The organism is Vitreoscilla filiformis, from assembly GCF_002222655.1.
In the GTDB taxonomy this organism is placed as follows: Bacteria; Pseudomonadota; Gammaproteobacteria; order Burkholderiales; family Burkholderiaceae_C; genus Ideonella; species Ideonella filiformis.
Genome location: NZ_CP022423.1, coordinates 148,279 through 164,620 on the forward strand (window position 1 = coordinate 148,279; position 16,342 = coordinate 164,620).

15 protein-coding genes and 1 pseudogene are annotated in these 16,342 nt (G+C 65.1%); 6 read left to right on the forward strand and 10 right to left on the reverse strand.

The features are described 5' to 3' along the window. Positions 1-70 precede the first annotated feature (70 nt). From VITFI_RS18600 to VITFI_RS00745, 4 genes and pseudogenes are all read right to left on the reverse strand, one after another. Positions 71-571: pseudogene (locus VITFI_RS18600) on the reverse strand (ABC transporter permease); the annotation flags it as partial. Then, positions 558-2,099 (reverse strand): ABC transporter ATP-binding protein, encoded by a 1,542-nt coding sequence (locus tag VITFI_RS00735; RefSeq protein ID WP_089415369.1) that lies wholly within the window; start codon positions 2,097-2,099, stop codon positions 558-560. The pseudogene VITFI_RS18600 and the gene VITFI_RS00735, both read right to left, overlap by 14 nt. 7 nt (positions 2,100-2,106) lie before the next feature. Continuing rightward, entirely contained in the window at positions 2,107-3,516 is a 1,410-nt protein-coding gene (gene guaD, locus VITFI_RS00740) for a guanine deaminase (RefSeq protein WP_198301551.1), read from the reverse strand. Then, positions 3,513-4,502: a LysR family transcriptional regulator gene (locus VITFI_RS00745; protein ID WP_089415370.1), complete on the reverse strand. Its 990-nt coding sequence runs from the start codon at positions 4,500-4,502 to the stop codon at positions 3,513-3,515. Before VITFI_RS00745 ends, guaD begins: the two co-directional genes overlap by 4 nt. Before the next feature lie 99 nt (positions 4,503-4,601). Here VITFI_RS00745 and xdhA point away from each other — a divergent pair, with 99 nt between their 5' ends. From xdhA to VITFI_RS00765, 4 genes are all read left to right on the forward strand, one after another. Further along, positions 4,602-6,137: a xanthine dehydrogenase small subunit gene (gene xdhA / locus VITFI_RS00750; protein ID WP_089417892.1), complete on the forward strand. Its 1,536-nt coding sequence runs from the start codon at positions 4,602-4,604 to the stop codon at positions 6,135-6,137. Positions 6,138-6,146: 9 nt separating this feature from the next. Further along, positions 6,147-8,495 carry a xanthine dehydrogenase molybdopterin binding subunit gene (gene xdhB / locus VITFI_RS00755; protein WP_089415371.1) on the forward strand — a complete coding sequence of 783 codons (2,349 nt, stop codon included), beginning with the start codon at positions 6,147-6,149 and terminating at the stop codon, positions 8,493-8,495. Continuing rightward, on the forward strand, positions 8,492-9,295 hold the full coding sequence (gene xdhC, locus VITFI_RS00760) for a xanthine dehydrogenase accessory protein XdhC (protein ID WP_198301553.1): 804 nt from the start codon (positions 8,492-8,494) through the stop codon (positions 9,293-9,295). The genes xdhB and xdhC overlap by 4 nt, the downstream gene beginning before the upstream one ends. A 137-nt stretch (positions 9,296-9,432) precedes the next feature. After that, on the forward strand, positions 9,433-10,221 hold the full coding sequence (locus VITFI_RS00765) for a sulfite exporter TauE/SafE family protein (RefSeq protein WP_089417893.1): 789 nt from the start codon (positions 9,433-9,435) through the stop codon (positions 10,219-10,221). Between the two features lie 12 nt (positions 10,222-10,233). On the opposite strand, the gene VITFI_RS00770 is transcribed toward VITFI_RS00765, so the two are convergent. Beyond that, positions 10,234-10,875: a Crp/Fnr family transcriptional regulator gene (locus VITFI_RS00770; protein ID WP_198301554.1), complete on the reverse strand. Its 642-nt coding sequence runs from the start codon at positions 10,873-10,875 to the stop codon at positions 10,234-10,236. 756 nt (positions 10,876-11,631) lie between these two features. On the opposite strand from VITFI_RS00770, the gene VITFI_RS00775 reads away from it, so the two are divergent. Together VITFI_RS00775 and VITFI_RS00780 are read left to right on the forward strand one after the other, a co-directional pair. Beyond that, positions 11,632-11,844, forward strand: a complete 213-nt coding sequence (locus VITFI_RS00775) for a hypothetical protein (RefSeq protein WP_089415374.1) — start codon at positions 11,632-11,634, stop codon at positions 11,842-11,844. Positions 11,845-12,130: 286 nt separating this feature from the next. Further along, entirely contained in the window at positions 12,131-12,724 is a 594-nt protein-coding gene (locus VITFI_RS00780; RefSeq protein WP_157725504.1) for a hemerythrin domain-containing protein, read from the forward strand. Here VITFI_RS00780 and VITFI_RS18830 read toward each other — a convergent pair. The 5 genes from VITFI_RS18830 to urtC all read right to left on the reverse strand — a co-directional run bounded on the left by VITFI_RS18830 (position 12,667) and on the right by urtC (position 16,317). Then, positions 12,667-12,975 carry an oxidoreductase-like domain-containing protein gene (locus VITFI_RS18830; protein WP_408645591.1) on the reverse strand — a complete coding sequence of 103 codons (309 nt, stop codon included), beginning with the start codon at positions 12,973-12,975 and terminating at the stop codon, positions 12,667-12,669. The genes VITFI_RS00780 and VITFI_RS18830 overlap by 58 nt on opposite strands. Then, a complete protein-coding gene (locus VITFI_RS00790) occupies positions 12,906-13,487 on the reverse strand; it encodes a hypothetical protein (RefSeq protein ID WP_089415376.1) in 582 nt (193 codons plus the stop codon). Before VITFI_RS00790 ends, VITFI_RS18830 begins: the two co-directional genes overlap by 70 nt. Before the next feature lie 78 nt (positions 13,488-13,565). After that, entirely contained in the window at positions 13,566-14,258 is a 693-nt protein-coding gene (gene urtE / locus VITFI_RS00795; RefSeq protein WP_089415377.1) for an urea ABC transporter ATP-binding subunit UrtE, read from the reverse strand. 56 nt (positions 14,259-14,314) lie between these two features. Continuing rightward, positions 14,315-15,193 (reverse strand): urea ABC transporter ATP-binding protein UrtD, encoded by an 879-nt coding sequence (gene urtD, locus VITFI_RS00800; protein ID WP_089415378.1) that lies wholly within the window; start codon positions 15,191-15,193, stop codon positions 14,315-14,317. Then, positions 15,190-16,317 carry an urea ABC transporter permease subunit UrtC gene (urtC, locus tag VITFI_RS00805; RefSeq protein ID WP_089417895.1) on the reverse strand — a complete coding sequence of 376 codons (1,128 nt, stop codon included), beginning with the start codon at positions 16,315-16,317 and terminating at the stop codon, positions 15,190-15,192. Before urtC ends, urtD begins: the two co-directional genes overlap by 4 nt. Positions 16,318-16,342: the final 25 nt, after the last annotated feature.

The following is a 16,342-nucleotide window of genomic DNA, read 5'->3' on the forward strand; positions in this document are numbered from 1 at the left end:
ACTTCGGCATCTTGGTGACGGCCAAAAAGTTGATGGTCTGCGGGAAGTTGTAGCCGTTCGGGTCTTTCCAGGGGCCGTAAACGAGGTAGCCCAGCACCTGCTCGGCCACGTACACCAGCATCAAACTCACCAAAATTTCGCTGGCATTGAACCGATCCCGCAGCAGCGCGACGATGCCGCTCCACACCATCCCGCCCAACACGCCTGCCAGCAAAATCGGCACGACGATCCAGCGGGACGAATCCGGCCCGGCTTGCATCGCCACCCAGCCACCGGCCAGGGCGCCCAGCACAAACTGCCCTTCGGCACCGATGTTCCAGACGTTGGAGCGGAAACACACCGCCAACCCGAGCGCGATCAAAATCAGCGGCACCGCCTTGATGCTCAGTTCGGACAGGGCGTAGGCGCTTTTCAGCGGCTCGACGAAGAAGACTTGCAAGCCCTTCACCGGGTCTTTGCCCAGCAGCGCGAACAGGGCAACGCCCACCAGCACCGTGATCACCAGCGCGATCACCGGCGAGGCCAGCGACATGATTTTGGACGGCTGTGGCCGCACCTCAAGCTTGAGCATGGCCGACCTCCGCTGCGACGCTGTGGGCCGACGCCTGCGGCCACAGGCCCGACATCCACTCGCCGATCATTTCCCGCGTGGCCTCGGCCACCGGCACCGAAGGCGAGAGCCGCCCCTGCGCGATCACCACCAGCCGATCACTGATTTCAAACAATTCGTCCAACTCCTCACTCACCACCAGCACGGCACAACCAGCGTTGCGCAACTTGAGCAACTCGCCCCGAATCTGCGCGGCGGCACCCACATCCACCCCCCACGTCGGTTGGGCGATGAGCAGCAGTTTCGGGTTGGCGTCGATCTCGCGGCCAACGATGAACTTCTGCAAATTGCCGCCCGAGAGCGAGCGCGCCGCCGCCTCCGGCCCGCCGGCTTTGACGTTGAAGCGCCGGATCAGCTCCGCCGCCAGCGCGTGGGCTTGGCCGAGTTTCAACCAACCGGTGGCTTTGCTGACGGCCTCGGTGCGCGTCAACAAGGTGTTTTGCGCCAGGCTGAGGGTGGGCACGGCGCCCCGGCCCAGGCGCTCTTCGGGCACGAAATGCAAACCGAGGTGGCGCCGCTTGCGCGGGCTGGCGGTGGCGATGTCCGCGCCGCTCAGGGTGACGCTGCCGCGTGACGCACGCGGATCTTCGCCCGACAGCGCCGCCATCAATTCCTGCTGCCCGTTGCCGGACACACCAGCAATGCCGACAATTTCGCCCGCACGCACCTCCAGCGCCAGCGATTTCAGCGTGACGCCAAACGGATCGAGCTGCGGCAGGTTCAAACCTTGCACGCGCAGCACCACCTCGCCGGCGTGGGCCTCGCGGGGGGTGAGCGTCGGCGGTTCGGCGCCAATCATCAAGCGCGACAGGCTGGCGTTGGTTTCCAGCGTCGGATCGACTTCGCCGGTGACTTTGCCGCCGCGCAGCACCGTGCAGTGGTGGCACAGGCTGCGGATTTCGTCCAACTTGTGGCTGATGTAGAGGATGCTGCACCCCTCGTCACTCAGCTTGCGCAGGGTGACGAAGAGCTTTTCCACCGCTTGCGGCGTGAGCACCGAAGTCGGCTCGTCGAGGATGAGCAACTGCGGTTTCGTCAGCAGCGCCCGCACGATTTCCACCCGCTGGCGCTCGCCCACGCTCAAGGTATGCACCGGACGCAGCGGATCGACCTCCAGCCCGTAGCCCGCCGACACCTCGCGGATGCGCTCGGTCACTTCGGCCAGGCTCATGCTTTTGTCCAGGCCGAGCCAGACGTTTTCGGCAGCGGTGAGCGTGTCGAACAGCGAAAAGTGCTGATACACCATGCTGATCCCGAGCTGGCGCGCCTGCGCTGGGCTGGCGATCTGCACCGGCTGGCCGTTCCAGTGGATCTGGCCGGCGTCCGGGTGCGTGGCGCCGTAGATGATTTTCATCAGCGTGGATTTGCCAGCGCCGTTCTCGCCCAACACGGCGTGAATCTGGCCCGGCGCGACGGCGAGGCTCACCCCGTCGTTGGCACGCACCGCCGGATATTGTTTGGTGATGCCGGTGAGTTCTAGGCGAAGCATGGGTGTTTCATTGTTGTGAAGCCATGAAATGCACCGGATGGGTGCATCCTGCGGGCATTGTCGCGGCAGACGCAGCCCCCGCCGCCTGAGGGCAACCGGCGATCCAGGTCTGCACGAGGTTGCGCTCGTCAGACAGCATCATCCAGGCGAAGGCGCGGGCATGCAGGTCTTGTGCCGGCAGCGGCGCCACCTGGCCGCAGGCCACGGCGTCGCGGTGCGTGGCCACGGGGCCGTGCGCCCAGTCCCACACCGCCAAGTCGGCGAACTGGCCGGGGTTCAGGCCGCCGATTTCATCGCCCAAGCGCAACGCTTGCGCCGCGCCGCGTGTGGCAGCGTGCAGCGCCGCCCAGGCCGACAGCCGCTGGCCGCGCAGCGCCTGCACTTTGTAGGCTTCCGCCAGCGTGCGCTGCATCGACAAGCTGGTGCCGCCGCCCACGTCCGTGGCCATGGACACACCGAATTCACACGCCACCGCCGCACGCCAATCGAACAAACCGCTGCCGAGAAACAGGTTGCTCGTCGGGCAATGGGCGATGTGGGCGCCGGTGTCGTGCAGCACCGTGCGATCCGCCGCATCCAGCCAGATGCCATGCGCCAGCACCGCCCGCTCGTTCAACAAACCGAAGCGGTGATACACATCCAAATAACTGCGCGCTTCGGGGAAGAGTTCGGCCACCCAGCGCACTTCATCCTGGTTCTCGGCGACGTGGGTTTGCATGTACGCGCCGGGCGTGGCGCGCAGCAGCTCGCCGGCCATCGCCAATTGCGCGGGCGTGCTGGTGGGGGCAAAACGCACGGTGAGCGCATACGCCAAACGGCCTTGGCCGTGCCAGTGTTCGATTTGGGCGAGGCAATCGGCGCGGGCACTGGCCACATCGTCGCGCAGGCCGTCCGGCGCGTGGCAATCCATCAACACTTTGCCGGTGATGAGGCGCATACCGCGCCGCGCCGCCGATGCCAACAACGCTTCGGACGACGCCGCATGCACCGTCGGGAACACCACCGCCGACGTGGTGCCGTGTGCCGCCAGCGCATCCAAAAACAGCTCGGCGCCGACTTGGGCCACCGCCGGGTCGGCAAAGCGGCGTTCGGCGGGGAAGGTGTAGGTGTCGAGCCAATCCAGCAGGCTGGTGCCGTAACTGGCGATCACGTCGAGCTGCGGGCAGTGGACGTGGGTGTCGATGAAGCCGGGCAGGATGAGGCGGCCCCGGTGGTCGATGTGCTGCCAATCGTCCCCCGGCGCTTGCTCGGGCGGCAGCACAGCGGCGATGCGCTCGCCTTCGATCAACAGCCAATGGTCGGGGCGCCAGCGCACGACGGGGCTGTGCGGATCGTCCAGCGCAGGCGTGGCGGTGAAGTCCAGCAGATCGCCGCGCAGGGCGAGGCGCTGCGGCGCAGCGGGCATGGCGGCGCTCACGCGACGGCCTCCTGCGACGGGACGGTTTCAGCGGCTTGCGGGCCGTCCACCAGCGCCCGCGCCGTGGCGCGGATTTGCTCGCGCAGCCAGCGTTGTGCCGCTGAGGCGTGGGTGCGGTCGTGCCAAAGTTGGTAGTAGTTCATGGGCGGAAACAGGAGGGGGCAAGGCACCACGCGCACCGGCCAGCGCCCCACTTGGCGCAGGCAAAACAGCCGCCCTGTGGTGAGCACCAAGCCGCTGCCAGCCAACATCGGCGGCACCAAGCTGAAATGGGCGCAGCGCACAGCGATGCGGCGGGTCAGCCCTTGGCGGGCCAGATCGTCATCGATCACGCCTTGCGCGCCGGGGTGCAAGGGCGTGGGCGCAACGTGGTCGGCTTGCAGATACCGCGCCGCCGTCCAGCTCGCGGGCTGGCGCACGGCAGGGTGATCGTCGCCCACCAAACAGACGACTTCATCGGCCATCAAGCGCCCCAAGTGCAGCTCTTCGGGCGGTTTCAACCAGTTGCCCACCACCACATCGACTTGCCCGCTGGCGAGCTTGGCGCGGTAATCCGAATCGGCAGACAGCGGGTGCAGCGTCAAGCGCAGCCCCGGCGCCAAGCGGCGCAGGCGTTGCACCAGCGTGGGCAGAAAACTCGGGTCGAGGTAATCGCTGGCAGCGATGTGCATCTCTTGCGTGCTGCTCGCCGGTTCGAACGCCCGACCGAGGCGCGGCGCACCGAACAGCGTGTCGGCCTCGCGCAGCAGGCGTTCGGCAGCAGGCAACAGGGTGAGGGCGGCGTCGGTTGGCACCAGGCCGGTGCCGGCGCGCACCAACAGAGCGTCCCCCGTGAGGGCGCGCAGGCGGCGCAGTTGGGCGCTCACCTGGGGCTGGGTGCTGCCCAGCTTCAAGGCGGCACGGGACACACTGCGTTCAGCAATCACGGTTTGCAAGACCCTCACAAGATGGAGGTCGATGTTGGCGAAGAGGGCGCGTGCTGTCATATGGCATAGCGTATGCAATCCATGCGCCAGAGCGTAACCCAGGGCCTCGGCGTTGGGCGTACCGTGCCCGCCTTCGTGGCGTTTTTTCGATGTTTGACCATGACCCAGCCCCGCCCCATCCGCTTCATGCACCGAGGCCAGCCGGTGCAAGTGCAGCCGGCCAGCCCCACGCGCACCGTGCTGCAATGGCTGCGCGAAGACGCCCACGCCACCGGCACCAAAGAAGGCTGCGCCGAAGGGGATTGCGGCGCGTGTACGGTGCTCGTCGCCGAACTCGATGAGGCGCCGGACGCCCCGAACCCCACCCGCGCTGTCCGCTCCCACGGCTTGCTGGTGCGCCCGGTGAACGCCTGCATCCGCTTTCTGCCGACGCTGGACGGCAAAGCGCTGCTCACCGTGGAAGACCTGGCCCCCGATGTCCACGCCCCGCTGCACCCGGCGCAAGCGGCGCTGATCGAACACCACGGCACGCAATGCGGTTTTTGCACGCCGGGGTTTGTGATGACGCTGGCGGCGATCCACGAACGCCACGCACTCGAAGGGGCGGCCACCCCTGCGCCCAGCCGCGCCGCTTTGGGCGACGCACTGGCTGGCAACCTCTGCCGCTGCACCGGCTACCGCCCGATTCTGGACGCCGCCCAAGCCATGCTCACCGACGCCGCCCCGCGCCTGCCGCTGGCCGGCGTGCGCGAACAGTTGCTGGCCTGGCGCACCCAAGCCCAGGCGCAAGCCACCGCCCCCCTCGGCCACGCGGATTACCACGCCCCGCGCCACCTGGCCGAACTCGCCGCGCTGCGCCTGGCCCAGCCCGAAGCCCGCTTGCTGGCCGGCGGCACCGACGTGGGCCTGTGGGTGACGAAGCAATTGCGCCCCCTCGGCCCCCTGATTTGGCTGGGTGATGTGCCCGAGCTGCGCCACCTCGGCCTGAACGCCACGGGCGATGCGCTGGAGATCGGCGCCGGGGTGACGTTGGAAGATGCTTGGGGCGCGCTGGTCTCGCACTGGCCCGCGCTGGCGGACATGGCGCGGCGCTTTGCCGGCCCGCCCGTGCGCCACGCTGGCACGCTGGTGGGCAACTTGGCCAACGGCTCGCCGATTGGCGATGCGGCACCGGTGTTGATGGCACTGGACGCCACGCTGCACCTGCGTCGGGGCGAAGAACGACGCACCTTGGCCCTGGCCGATTTCTACCGGGGTTACATGCAAAACGCGCTGCAAGCGGGTGAGTTTGTGCAAAGCGTCAGCGTGCCGTTGGAGACGGCGCGGGTGCCGGGCTGGCACGTCGCTGCCTTCAAAATCAGCAAGCGGCAGGATTGCGACATCTCCGCCGTCAGCGCCGGTTTGGCGGTGCGGGTGGACGCCGGCACGGTGCGCGAAGCCCGCTTGGCCTTTGGCGGCATGGCGGCCACGGTGCGCCGCGCCGCGGCGGCGGAAGCGGCCCTCGTCGGCCAGCCTTGGGGCGAGGCCAGCGCCCTGCGCGCCGCCGCCGCCCTCCCCCACGACTTCACCCCGATGACCGACCTGCGCGCCAGCCAGCCCTACCGCCTGCGCGTGGCTGGGGCGCTGCTGCACAAACTCTGGCTCGTCAGCCAGCCCGAGGGTCAGGCTACCCTCGCCACCATCCGCCCGACTTGAGCCGCTGCCATGAACGCTGAAACGCTCGATCCTCGCCCCGCTGGCCCGGTGGGACGCTCGTTGCCGCATGAGTCGGCACGTTTGCACGTCACCGGCCGCGCCGCGTATTGCGATGACATCGCCGAACCCATCGGCACGCTGCACGCGGCGCTCGGGCTGTCGCCGCTGGCGCATGGCCGGCTGCGCGGCATCAGTGTGGCCACGCTGCGCGCCCAGCCCGGCGTGGTGGCGGTGCTGACGGCGGCGGACATCCCCGGCGCCAACAACATCGGCGCCATCGTCCCGGACGATCCGATCTTGGCCTCGGACACGGTGAACTACCTCGGCCAACCCGTGTTCGCCGTCATCGCCACGGATCGGGACAGCGCCCGCCGCGCCGCCGCCCTCGCCAAAGAGGTGCTGACGCTGGAAGCGCTGCCCGCTGTGTTGGATGTGCGGGCCGCCCACGCGGCGGGCCAGTACGTCGTGCCGCCCATGCACCTCAGCCGCGCCATCCATCCCGGTGGTGTGGCCGCCGCGATGGCCGAAGCACCGCACCGGCTAGCGGGCCAGTTTTCGCTTGGCGGACAGGAGCAGTTCTATTTAGAAGGCCAGATCAGCTTCGCGCTGCCGCAGGACGATGGTGGGCTGCTCATCCACTGCTCCACCCAGCACCCGACCGAGATGCAACACATGGTGGCGCACGCGCTGCACCTGGGCGCACATCAGGTTCAGGTGAGTTGCCGGCGCATGGGCGGGGGGTTTGGCGGCAAAGAATCGCAATCGGCGCTGTTTGCCTGCGTGGCGGCGCTGGCGGCCCAGCGGCTGCAACGCCCGGTGAAACTGCGTCTGGATCGGGACGACGATTTCCTCATCACGGGCCGGCGCCACGGCTTTGAGTTTGATTGGCAAGTGGGGTTTGACGACGCCGGGTGCGTGCTCGCCGTCGAGGTGACGATGCTGGGGCAAGCCGGGCATTCGGCGGATTTGTCGCCGCCGGTGATGACACGCGCCATCTGCCACCTGGACAACGCTTATTGGCTGCCCAACGTGGCCATCCACGGTTATTTGCCGCGCACGAACACGCAGAGCAACACGGCGTTTCGGGGGTTTGGCGGGCCGCAGGGTGCGCTCATCATGGAAGTGATGCAAGACAGCATCGCCCGCCACCTCGGTTTGGATGCACTGGCGGTGCGCCAAGCCAATTGGTATGGCACCGATACACGCAACGTCACGCCCTACCTGCAAACCGTGCGCGACAACGTCATCGACCCGCTGACCCGCAAACTCGCCACCGGCAGCGACTACGCCCGCCGCCGCGCCGACATCACCGCCTTCAACACCCAAAACCGCTGGCTGAAGAAGGGCCTGGCGCTGACGCCGGTGAAGTTCGGCATCTCCTTCAACGTCAACCATTTCAACCAAGCGGGGGCGCTGGTTCACATCTACACGGATGGCACGGTGCTGGTGAACCACGGCGGCACCGAAATGGGCCAAGGGCTGAACACCAAGGTGGCGCAAGTGGTGGCGCACGAGCTGGGCCTGCCGCTGACCAGCGTGCGATGCAGCGCCACCGACACCAGCAAGGTGGCCAACACCTCCGCCACCGCCGCCTCCACCGGCAGCGATTTGAACGGCAAAGCCGCCCAAGACGCCGCCCGCAAACTGCGCCAACGCCTGACGCCCCTGGCGGCTGCCCAACTGGGCGCCGCGCCCGACGCGCTGGTGTTCGCCGACGGTTGGGTGAGCGTGCAGGGCGCCGCCCCCGACGCCCCACGCCTGCGTTTTGCCGAATTGGTGAGCGCGGCTTACGTGGCACGCATCCAACTGTGGGCCGATGGGTTTTACGCCACGCCAGGGTTGAGTTGGGATCGGGCCACGCTCACCGGGCAGCCGTTTTATTACTTTGCTTATGGCGCCGCCGTCAGCGAAGTGGCGCTGGACGTGCTCACCGGCGAATGGCGCCTGCTGCGCGCCGACTTGCTGCACGACGTGGGTGCCTCGCTCAACCCAGCGCTGGACATCGGCCAGATCGAAGGCGCGTTCGTGCAGGGCATGGGCTGGCTCACCACCGAGGAATTGGTGTGGCACCCGCAAAGCGGCAAGCTGCTGACGCACGCACCCTCCACCTACAAAATCCCCACCGCCAACGACGTGCCCGAGGCGCTGCACACCCGGCTGTTCCACAACCAGAACGCCGAAGACACCATTCACCGCAGCAAGGCCGTGGGCGAGCCGCCGTTGTTGCTGGGCTTCTCGGTGTTCCTCGCACTGCGGGATGCGGTGGCGGCGTGCGGGCCGGCGGGATGTCAGCCGCCGCTGCGGGCACCGGCCACGCCAGAAGCACTGTTGGCCGCCATCGACGCGGTGCGTGCGTGAGCCTCACCCGAACCGACGCGCAAGCCTGGTTGGCCCGGGGCGAAGCGACGTTCCTCATCGAAGTTCACACCGCACGCGGTTCGGTGCCGCGCAATGCGGGCACGCGCATGCTGGTGAGTGAACGTGCCATCGCCGGCACGGTCGGCGGGGGGCATTTGGAATTCGAGGCCATCGAGCGTGCCCGCCAGCATGTGCGTGAGGCGGGGGGCGCCCTTTCGGCGTTCGAATGGCCCGTCGCCCTGGGCCCGACGCTGGGCCAATGCTGCGGCGGCGCCCTCACCCTGCGGTTCACGCCGTTGACGGCAGAAGTCGTGGCTGCGTGGCCGCAGCCTCAGCCGCGTTTTCGCTTGCATTTGTTTGGCGCCGGGCATGTGGGGCGGGCCATCGTGCAGGTGTTGCGCGGGGTGCCGTGTGAAGTTTGGTGGATCGATGAGCGCGAAGCCGAATTCCCACCCGAACCGCTGCCCGAGCACATTCACCGCGTGTGCGTCGATGCCGTGGAAGCCGAGGTGGCCGCCGCGTCGCCAGGCGATGCGTTCCTCGTTCTCACCCACAGCCATGCCTTGGATGAGCGTTTGACCGAGGCCATCGTGCGCCGGGGCGATTTCGGCTGGTTTGGGCTGATCGGCTCAGCCAGCAAGCGAGCGCGCTTTGAACATCGACTGCACGCCCGGGGGCTGGATGCGGCCCAGATCGCCCGCATCACCTGCCCCATCGGTTTGCCGGGGATCACGGGCAAGGAGCCGGGAGTCATCGCCGTGGCGGTGGTGGCTCAACTGCTGCAACACGCGCCTTCATGACGAAAACGTATATTTAAGTCAGAAAATCTTTGATGACTCGCGCCCCAGATTTTTGAATTGCGATTGCAGAATGTCCTTATGCGTTTTTTGCGCCAGCCCAGCGGCTGGCGTTTGTTTTTGGACATAAGGGGTTGAGCATGGTCTTGGAGTGGAGCAATGCGTTGGCCGGCCTGGTGGTCGGCATCATCGTCGGGGTGACGGGTGTGGGCGGCGGCGCCTTGATGACCCCCATTTTGGTGATGATGTTCGGCGTGGCCCCCCACACCGCCGTCGGCACCGACTTGCTTTACGCCTCGATCACCAAGGTGTTTGGTACCGCCGTTCACCACAACCACGGCACCGTGGACTGGCAAGTGGTGCGCCGCTTGGCCCTGGGCAGCCTGCCGGCTGCCGCGCTGACCTTGCTGTGGATGAGCTACTCCGGTACCCACCGCGTCAAAGGTGGCTTCATCATCGACGCGGTGGGCGTGATGTTGATCCTCACCGCCTTTGGCATCCTGTTCAAAAACCAGATCCAGGGCTTGGGCAAGCACGTCCGCATCAGCAACTCGGACAGCTTCAAGCACGTTCAGCCCGTGATGACTGTGGTGGCCGGGATCGTGCTGGGCGTGTTGGTGACGCTGACCTCGATCGGCGCAGGCGCCCTGGGCACCGTCATGCTGGTGTACCTCTACCCGCTGCGCCTGAACTCCAGCAAGCTGGTCGGCACCGACTTGGCCCACGCCATCCCGCTGGCCATGATCGCCGGTTTGGGCCACTTGACGCTGGGCAACGTCGATTACACCCTGCTGGGCAACTTGCTGATCGGCTCAATCCCGGGCGTGCTGATTGGCTCGGTCATCAGCACCCGCGCCCCGCTGGGTTTGATCCGCAACGCCATCGCCGTGGTGCTGATCGCTGTGGCAGTGAAAATGCTCATGAGCTGATCGCCAAGCAACTCAGGAACGCGCCAGGCGACGCAAGGCTTCACGGTCCAGCACATGCACCGTGTAGCCCTCCACCTGGATCAACCCCTGGCTGGAAAACGTGCGCATCAGCCGGGACAGCGTTTCCGGCGTGATCGCCAATTGGGACGCGATGTCCCGTTTGCGCATCGGCAGTTGCACCACCCCACGCGCTGCCGAATCGGCTGTCAGACACCGGGCATCCAGCCACGCCGCCAGACGGGCGGGGGCATCTCGGTGCATCAGGTCATAGGTGTTGAGCGCCAGCAGCCGCGCTTCTCCCGCCACGGCCAGCAGCATGCCCTGTGCCACTTTGGGAAACCGGGCCATGACGGCCAGCAACGCTTCACGCGCAATTTCCACAATCATCGCGGGCGTGAGCACTCGGGCATCGCAAATATAGGCTTCACCCAGCAAGCCGCAACTCGTGTCCAGCCAACCCGGCCCATGGATATGGCGCTCAGTGCGAAACCCGCCCTCTTCAGCGCGTACGCCCAGCGCCACGTCCCCAGCCCCGACGAGCAAAACGCCCCGGGGCAAATCGGCTTGCCGAAACACCACGCAGCCCGGCTCCAGGGCACGCACCCTGGCGACCTCGCTCAACGCCTCCAGTTCCGGCGCAGAAACCGACTCCACGCCCAACAATGCTGCCCAGGTCGTGGCATCGGGCAACGCACCACGGAGATGGGGGGCGCGCCCGTCACTCCCCAGCCCTGGCATTGGCCGGGTTGACACCCGCAGACGCGTCAGGGGAGCCCGCTCAAGTCCTCGACCTGGATCGAACGTACTGAAGGATGAAGGGTTCATGCGCATGCCGCCTCGGCGGGCGGTTCCTTGAAATGCGGCCACTGTCTCCCAGCCCATCCCGGCAAGCGTTGCGCCAGATCAAGGCTCAACCCAGGCTGTACCGCACATCGGACACAGCGGCGCATGGCCCACTGCACGCCATGGGACGCCAGCGCCATCTGGCTTCATTTGGACATGGTATGTCACCTGATTGAGCTTCAAAAAAACCAGTTAACAGCACTCTTCTTTGATGGCATTCCCTACTGTGAGGGATCTCTCTCCCCCCAACATCGGGCATCATGTCGCCTAAGAACCGGTGTGATCTCGAGGGACGCGACGGCCAGCTTGAAGTCAGGTGGGCCTGCTATCGTCATCCCTAGGTTTTGCACTGTGGGTGCCGTGTCTTGTTTTGATCTGCGGCATAATCTAGGGTTTCCACCACCGTACCGGATATACTTCCTGACACAAGTCGTTCAAGGACTCTTCATGTTCACGCGTAGCTTTCGTTTCTCGTGGCTGGCCCTTGCAGCTTGTGGGCTATCCGTATCGGTGTGTGCGCAAACCACGCGCTCTGGCACCCTGCCCCCGCCCTCAGCTGCATTGAGCATGCGCACGCCCGGCACCATGACCGAGGCGCAGTGTCAGCGCGACATTCAAAAGTTTGAGCAGGTGATTGACTTCATTCGCCAAGCCCAAGGCAAAGAACCGGCTGCACGCCTGCGGGAAAAGATGCTGCCCGCTCAGGTCGAAAGCAGCTTGCTGAGCCAAGGCCAATGCAGTTTGGCCAAGTACCTGCGCGAAAAACGCCTCGTTGATTGATCAATGACTTGCCCTCGGCCATCTGGCTGAGTGCTTCTGCGTACCTCCTGAGTATCGTCAGCCTCCACGATCGGCCTGCGTCAAGTTGGCCGTTTTGCGTCGGAGGCTTTTTGCATTGGCCCTGAACTCTTTCTTCAGAAGGCATCTCCGATTGGGTTGTGGCCGGACAGAAACTCAGCCATGATTCGAAGCACAACTTTCGCCTTGGTGCAATCCTGACAAAGCGAATTCAGCGGGAAGACGACGCCCTCTGCCCCCCTTACACTCCTGCATGATGGGTACGATCATGACTGGCAAGACCTCCGCTCCAACACGTTCGATGGATGCCGCTGTTTCACCGTCGGTCGCTCCGGAAGAATGGACTGTGACCGAAGGATCGCCAGCGGTTCGGCGCCCACACCATGTGGCCCCCGGCACGAACATCGCCTACCACCCCGAGCTGATTGAGCAGTTGCGACGCGATCACCTGTCGCTGCTCGGATTGCTCGCTTCCATGGAGGAAGCCTCGTTGGCCGGAGACATGCCCGCCGCGCTGTCTCAGCTCCACACCCTCAAGCGCGAGCTGCAAGCCCACGTCCTGCTCGAAAAAGTTCGGCTGTACGTGTACTTGGATCATCAACTGTCCACCAACGACCCCAGCCGGGCGCTCGTCAAACAGATGCGCCACCGCATCAGTGCTGTGGCGAACACAGTCGGGGCTTTCGTGGATCACTACCGCACTTCGGCGCACGAGTCGGCACTGACGTTCATGGGTGAGCTGGAGTCCATCGCCCAATTGCTGGTCAGCCACATCCAAGAAGAAGAAGACCTGCTGTACCCGCTCTACCGGCCAGCCCAGGAGGCCACGACCGTGTCCCGCCAATCCCCGAGTGCTGGGTAATAGCCCAGCCAAACGCACTCGATACAGTCGTTGCCGCAGCAGTTGTCGGGGGCGTCCGGTGGTGGTGGAATTTGTTCGAGCAGCCCGCGCTGTCGAGCGGCTGACTGCACGGCAGCGATCAGCACGGGCACTTCACTGGGAGAAGCTGGCAACCAGGCCAGCAAAGCATCGTCACTCATCATCATGAGGATGCATTGTGGGCCAACGCACGCCGAACTCGGTAGCGCCACCCCATCCAGGCCAACAACCATACGCTGGCCAGCCCGAGCCCTAGCACGGTGTAGACCACGTCCACCCACATGGCCAGCGCATGCAGCTCAGGCGCCCAAAGGGCCGACAACCCACCGACGGCACGCACCAGCGCCAACAACGCCAGCCCGGCGCCCGCAAACAGCACCAACCCGGTCGGAAGACGCCACGAAACCGCCGATGCATGACGAAGCTGCAAGGCGTGCCACGCCAGTACCGCATGCAATCCGCCAAGGCACAGGTTAAACACGCCATGCCGACCCACGGGCCCCAACCAAGTCAGCATCATCAGGTGCGTGGTCGCAAACACGCCAGCGGCCCACACCAATGTGCGAGGTGGCAAACGTCGGGGCAGATGCAGCGAGTCCCGCAAACCTGCAATTGACAACAAACCTGCCGCGACCAACGCCGTGTCACTGGGCAAGCTCAGCGGTGAGGCATCGCCCCAGCCCACCCACCAGCGCACGCCAAACGCCAAACCGTACAGCACGAGGATCAACAGTGCAGGACTCATGTCATCGCCTGGAAGCTAACACCAGCCTGACATGTTAGGACGGTTCTGGGGCGCCGTCCCTTAGGAAGAATGCTGAACTCAGATCGACATCATCTCCCGTACGCCGTGATCTCCCATGTCCGCACCCCGGCCCCGGGCGATGATTTCGCCACGCTCCATCACCAAATACTGGTCGGCCAGTTCGGCGGCAAAGTCATAGAACTGTTCGACCAGCACGATGGCCATGGTTTTACGATCCGCCAACATGCGAATCACCCGGCCAATGTCCTTGATGATGCTGGGCTGAATGCCTTCGGTGGGCTCGTCCAGAATCAACAGTTTGGGGCCAGCAGCCAGCGCCCGCGCAATCGCCAATTGCTGCTGCTGCCCGCCTGACAAATCCCCGCCCCGGCGGTGCAACATCTGCTTCAGCACCGGGAACAGCTCGAACAGCTCGGCTGGAATCGGCGTGCTGGCCGGCTTGTAGGCCAGGCCCATGCGCAGGTTTTCTTCCACCGTCAAACGGCCGAAAATCTCGCGGCCTTGCGGCACGTAACCCATGCCAGCGCGCACGCGCTCGTAGGGGGTTTGGCGGGTGATGTCGGCGCCGTCCAGCGTCACGCTGCCGGTTTTCACCGGCACCACGCCCATCAGGCTTTTGAGCAGCGTGGTTTTGCCCACGCCGTTGCGCCCCAGCACCACCGTCACCTCACCCAGCTTGGCTTCGAAACTCAAACCGCGCAGGATGTGCGAGCCACCGTAATACTGGTTCAGGCTGTCAACGTTCAGCATCTCAATCTTTCAGCTCCCCTCCCCCGCTGGGGGAGGGGTCGGGGGAGGGGGGGCGATCAGCGACCGAGGTAAACCTCAACCACCTTGTCATTCGCCTGCACGTCGGCGAGGGTGCCTTCGGCCAGGACGCTGCCTTCGTGCAGCACCGTCACCTTTTTCCAGCCTTGGGTGAGTTCGCCGACGAACTTCATGTCGTGCTCCACCACCACCAGGCTGTGTTTGCCTTCCAGGCTGAGGAAGAGTTCGGCGGTGCGCTCGGTTTCTTCGTCGGTCATGCCGGCCACGGGTTCGTCCAGCAGCAGCAGTTTCGGGTCTTGCATCAGCAGCATGCCGATTTCCAGCCATTGCTTTTGGCCGTGGCTCAGCAAACCCGCCGTGCGCTGCGCTTCGGGCAAGAGGTGAATCAGTTGCAGGGTTTCGCCGATGCGATCCAGTTGTTCGCCCGACAAGCGCGAAAACAAACTGGCCCGTGCGCGCCGGTCGTTTTTCAGCGCCAGCTCCAGGTTTTCGAACACGCTCAGTTGTTCGTACACCGTGGGTTTTTGAAACTTGCGACCGATGCCGATTTGGGCGATGTCGTTCTCGCGCAAGCGCAGCAAGTCGATGTTGGAGCCAAAACTCGCGGTGCCGGCATCGGGCCGGGTTTTGCCGGTGATGACGTCCATCATTGTCGTTTTGCCCGCGCCATTGGGGCCGATGATGCAGCGCAGTTCGCCGACGTTGATCGCCAAATTCAGCTTGTTCAGCGCCCGAAAGCCATCAAAACTCACCGTGATGTCTTCGAGGTAGAGCGCCACGCCATGCGCAAAATCCGGCTCGCCGTGCGACAGGCGCCCGTAGGCCGCTTCCCGGTCGCCCGAACCCTGATCTTGCGAGGATTTGGCTTGAAACTCGGCCAGTTTCTGTGCGCCGGCGGCCATCAAATCGGGGGTCATGCGCGTTCCTCCTTCGCATCCTTCTTGAACTTCTTGGCCAGGCCCACCAGGCCTTCGGGCAAGAACAGCGTCACGGCAATGAACAGTGCGCCAAGGAAGTAGAGCCAAAACTCGGGGAACACCTGCGTGAACCAGCTCTTGGCACCGTTGACGAAGAAGGCTCCGACGATGGGGCCGATCAGCGTCGCCCGCCCGCCGACCGCCGCCCAGATGGCGATTTCAATCGACGCCGCCGCGCTCATTTCGCCGGGGTTGATGATGCCGACTTGTGGCACGTACAACGCACCCGCCACGCCACACATCACCGCCGACAGCGTCCAAATCGCCAGCTTGTAGGCCAGCGGGTCGTAGCCGGTGAACATGACGCGGCTTTCGGCGTCGCGGATGGCTTGCAGCACGCGGCCAAACTTGCTGTTGACGATGTAGCGCGCCATCAGGAAGAAACCGATCAGCACCAACCCCGTGAGCACAAACAACACCATGCGCGTGGAGGGCTGGGCGATGGGAATGTTCAGGATGCGCTTGAAGTCCGTGAAGCCGTTGTTGCCGCCGAAGCCCGTCTCGTTGCGGAAGAACAGCAGCATGGCGGCAAACGTCATCGCCTGGGTGATGATGGAAAAGTACACCCCCTTGATGCGCGAACGGAAAGCGAAGAAACCGAACACAAAGGCCAGCACGCCCGGCACCAGCACCACCAGCAGCATTTGGGCGATGAAGCTGTCACTCAGCGCCCAATGCCAGGGGAAGTCTTTCCAGTCGAGAAAGACCATGAAGTCCGGCAGGTGGGATTTGTATTGCCCATCGGTGCCGATCTGGCGCATCAAATACATGCCCATCGCGTAGCCGCCGAGGGCGAAGAACAGGCCGTGGCCCAGGCTCAGGATGCCGGTGTAGCCCCAGATCAAGTCCATCGCCAGCGCGCAGATGGCGTAGCACATGATCTTGCCGATCAGGGCGACGTAATAGTCCCCCAAGTGGAAGAGGCTGCCCGCCGGCACCACCAGGTTGAGCAGTGGCACCAGCACGGTGACGGTGAGGAGCGCCGCCAGCACAGCCGCCCAGCCCCGGGGCGAGAGCAGCACGCCCCGGCGCGGTGTGGGCAAAGACAAGGTTGCAGTGTTCATGGTGTGAATGCGTTGCGATGCGTGG

Excerpts from the sequence above, each read along its gene's own strand:
- urtE (WP_089415377.1), bottom strand. The coding sequence starts at position 14,258 with ATGCTGAACGTTGACAGCCTGAACCAGTATTACGGTGGCTCGCACATC.
- urtC (WP_089417895.1), bottom strand. The coding sequence starts at position 16,317 with ATGAACACTGCAACCTTGTCTTTGCCCACACCGCGCCGGGGCGTGCTG.
- VITFI_RS00745 (WP_089415370.1), bottom strand. The coding sequence starts at position 4,502 with ATGACAGCACGCGCCCTCTTCGCCAACATCGACCTCCATCTTGTGAGG.
- VITFI_RS00765 (WP_089417893.1), top strand. The coding sequence starts at position 9,433 with ATGGTCTTGGAGTGGAGCAATGCGTTGGCCGGCCTGGTGGTCGGCATC.
- VITFI_RS18830 (WP_408645591.1), bottom strand. The coding sequence starts at position 12,975 with ATGGTTGTTGGCCTGGATGGGGTGGCGCTACCGAGTTCGGCGTGCGTT.
- VITFI_RS00780 (WP_157725504.1), top strand. The coding sequence starts at position 12,131 with ATGACTGGCAAGACCTCCGCTCCAACACGTTCGATGGATGCCGCTGTT.
- VITFI_RS00775 (WP_089415374.1), top strand. The coding sequence starts at position 11,632 with ATGCGCACGCCCGGCACCATGACCGAGGCGCAGTGTCAGCGCGACATT.
- VITFI_RS00790 (WP_089415376.1), bottom strand. The coding sequence starts at position 13,487 with ATGAGTCCTGCACTGTTGATCCTCGTGCTGTACGGTTTGGCGTTTGGC.
- xdhB (WP_089415371.1), top strand. The coding sequence starts at position 6,147 with ATGAACGCTGAAACGCTCGATCCTCGCCCCGCTGGCCCGGTGGGACGC.
- VITFI_RS00735 (WP_089415369.1), bottom strand. The coding sequence starts at position 2,099 with ATGCTTCGCCTAGAACTCACCGGCATCACCAAACAATATCCGGCGGTG.
- urtD (WP_089415378.1), bottom strand. The coding sequence starts at position 15,193 with ATGACCCCCGATTTGATGGCCGCCGGCGCACAGAAACTGGCCGAGTTT.
- xdhA (WP_089417892.1), top strand. The coding sequence starts at position 4,602 with ATGACCCAGCCCCGCCCCATCCGCTTCATGCACCGAGGCCAGCCGGTG.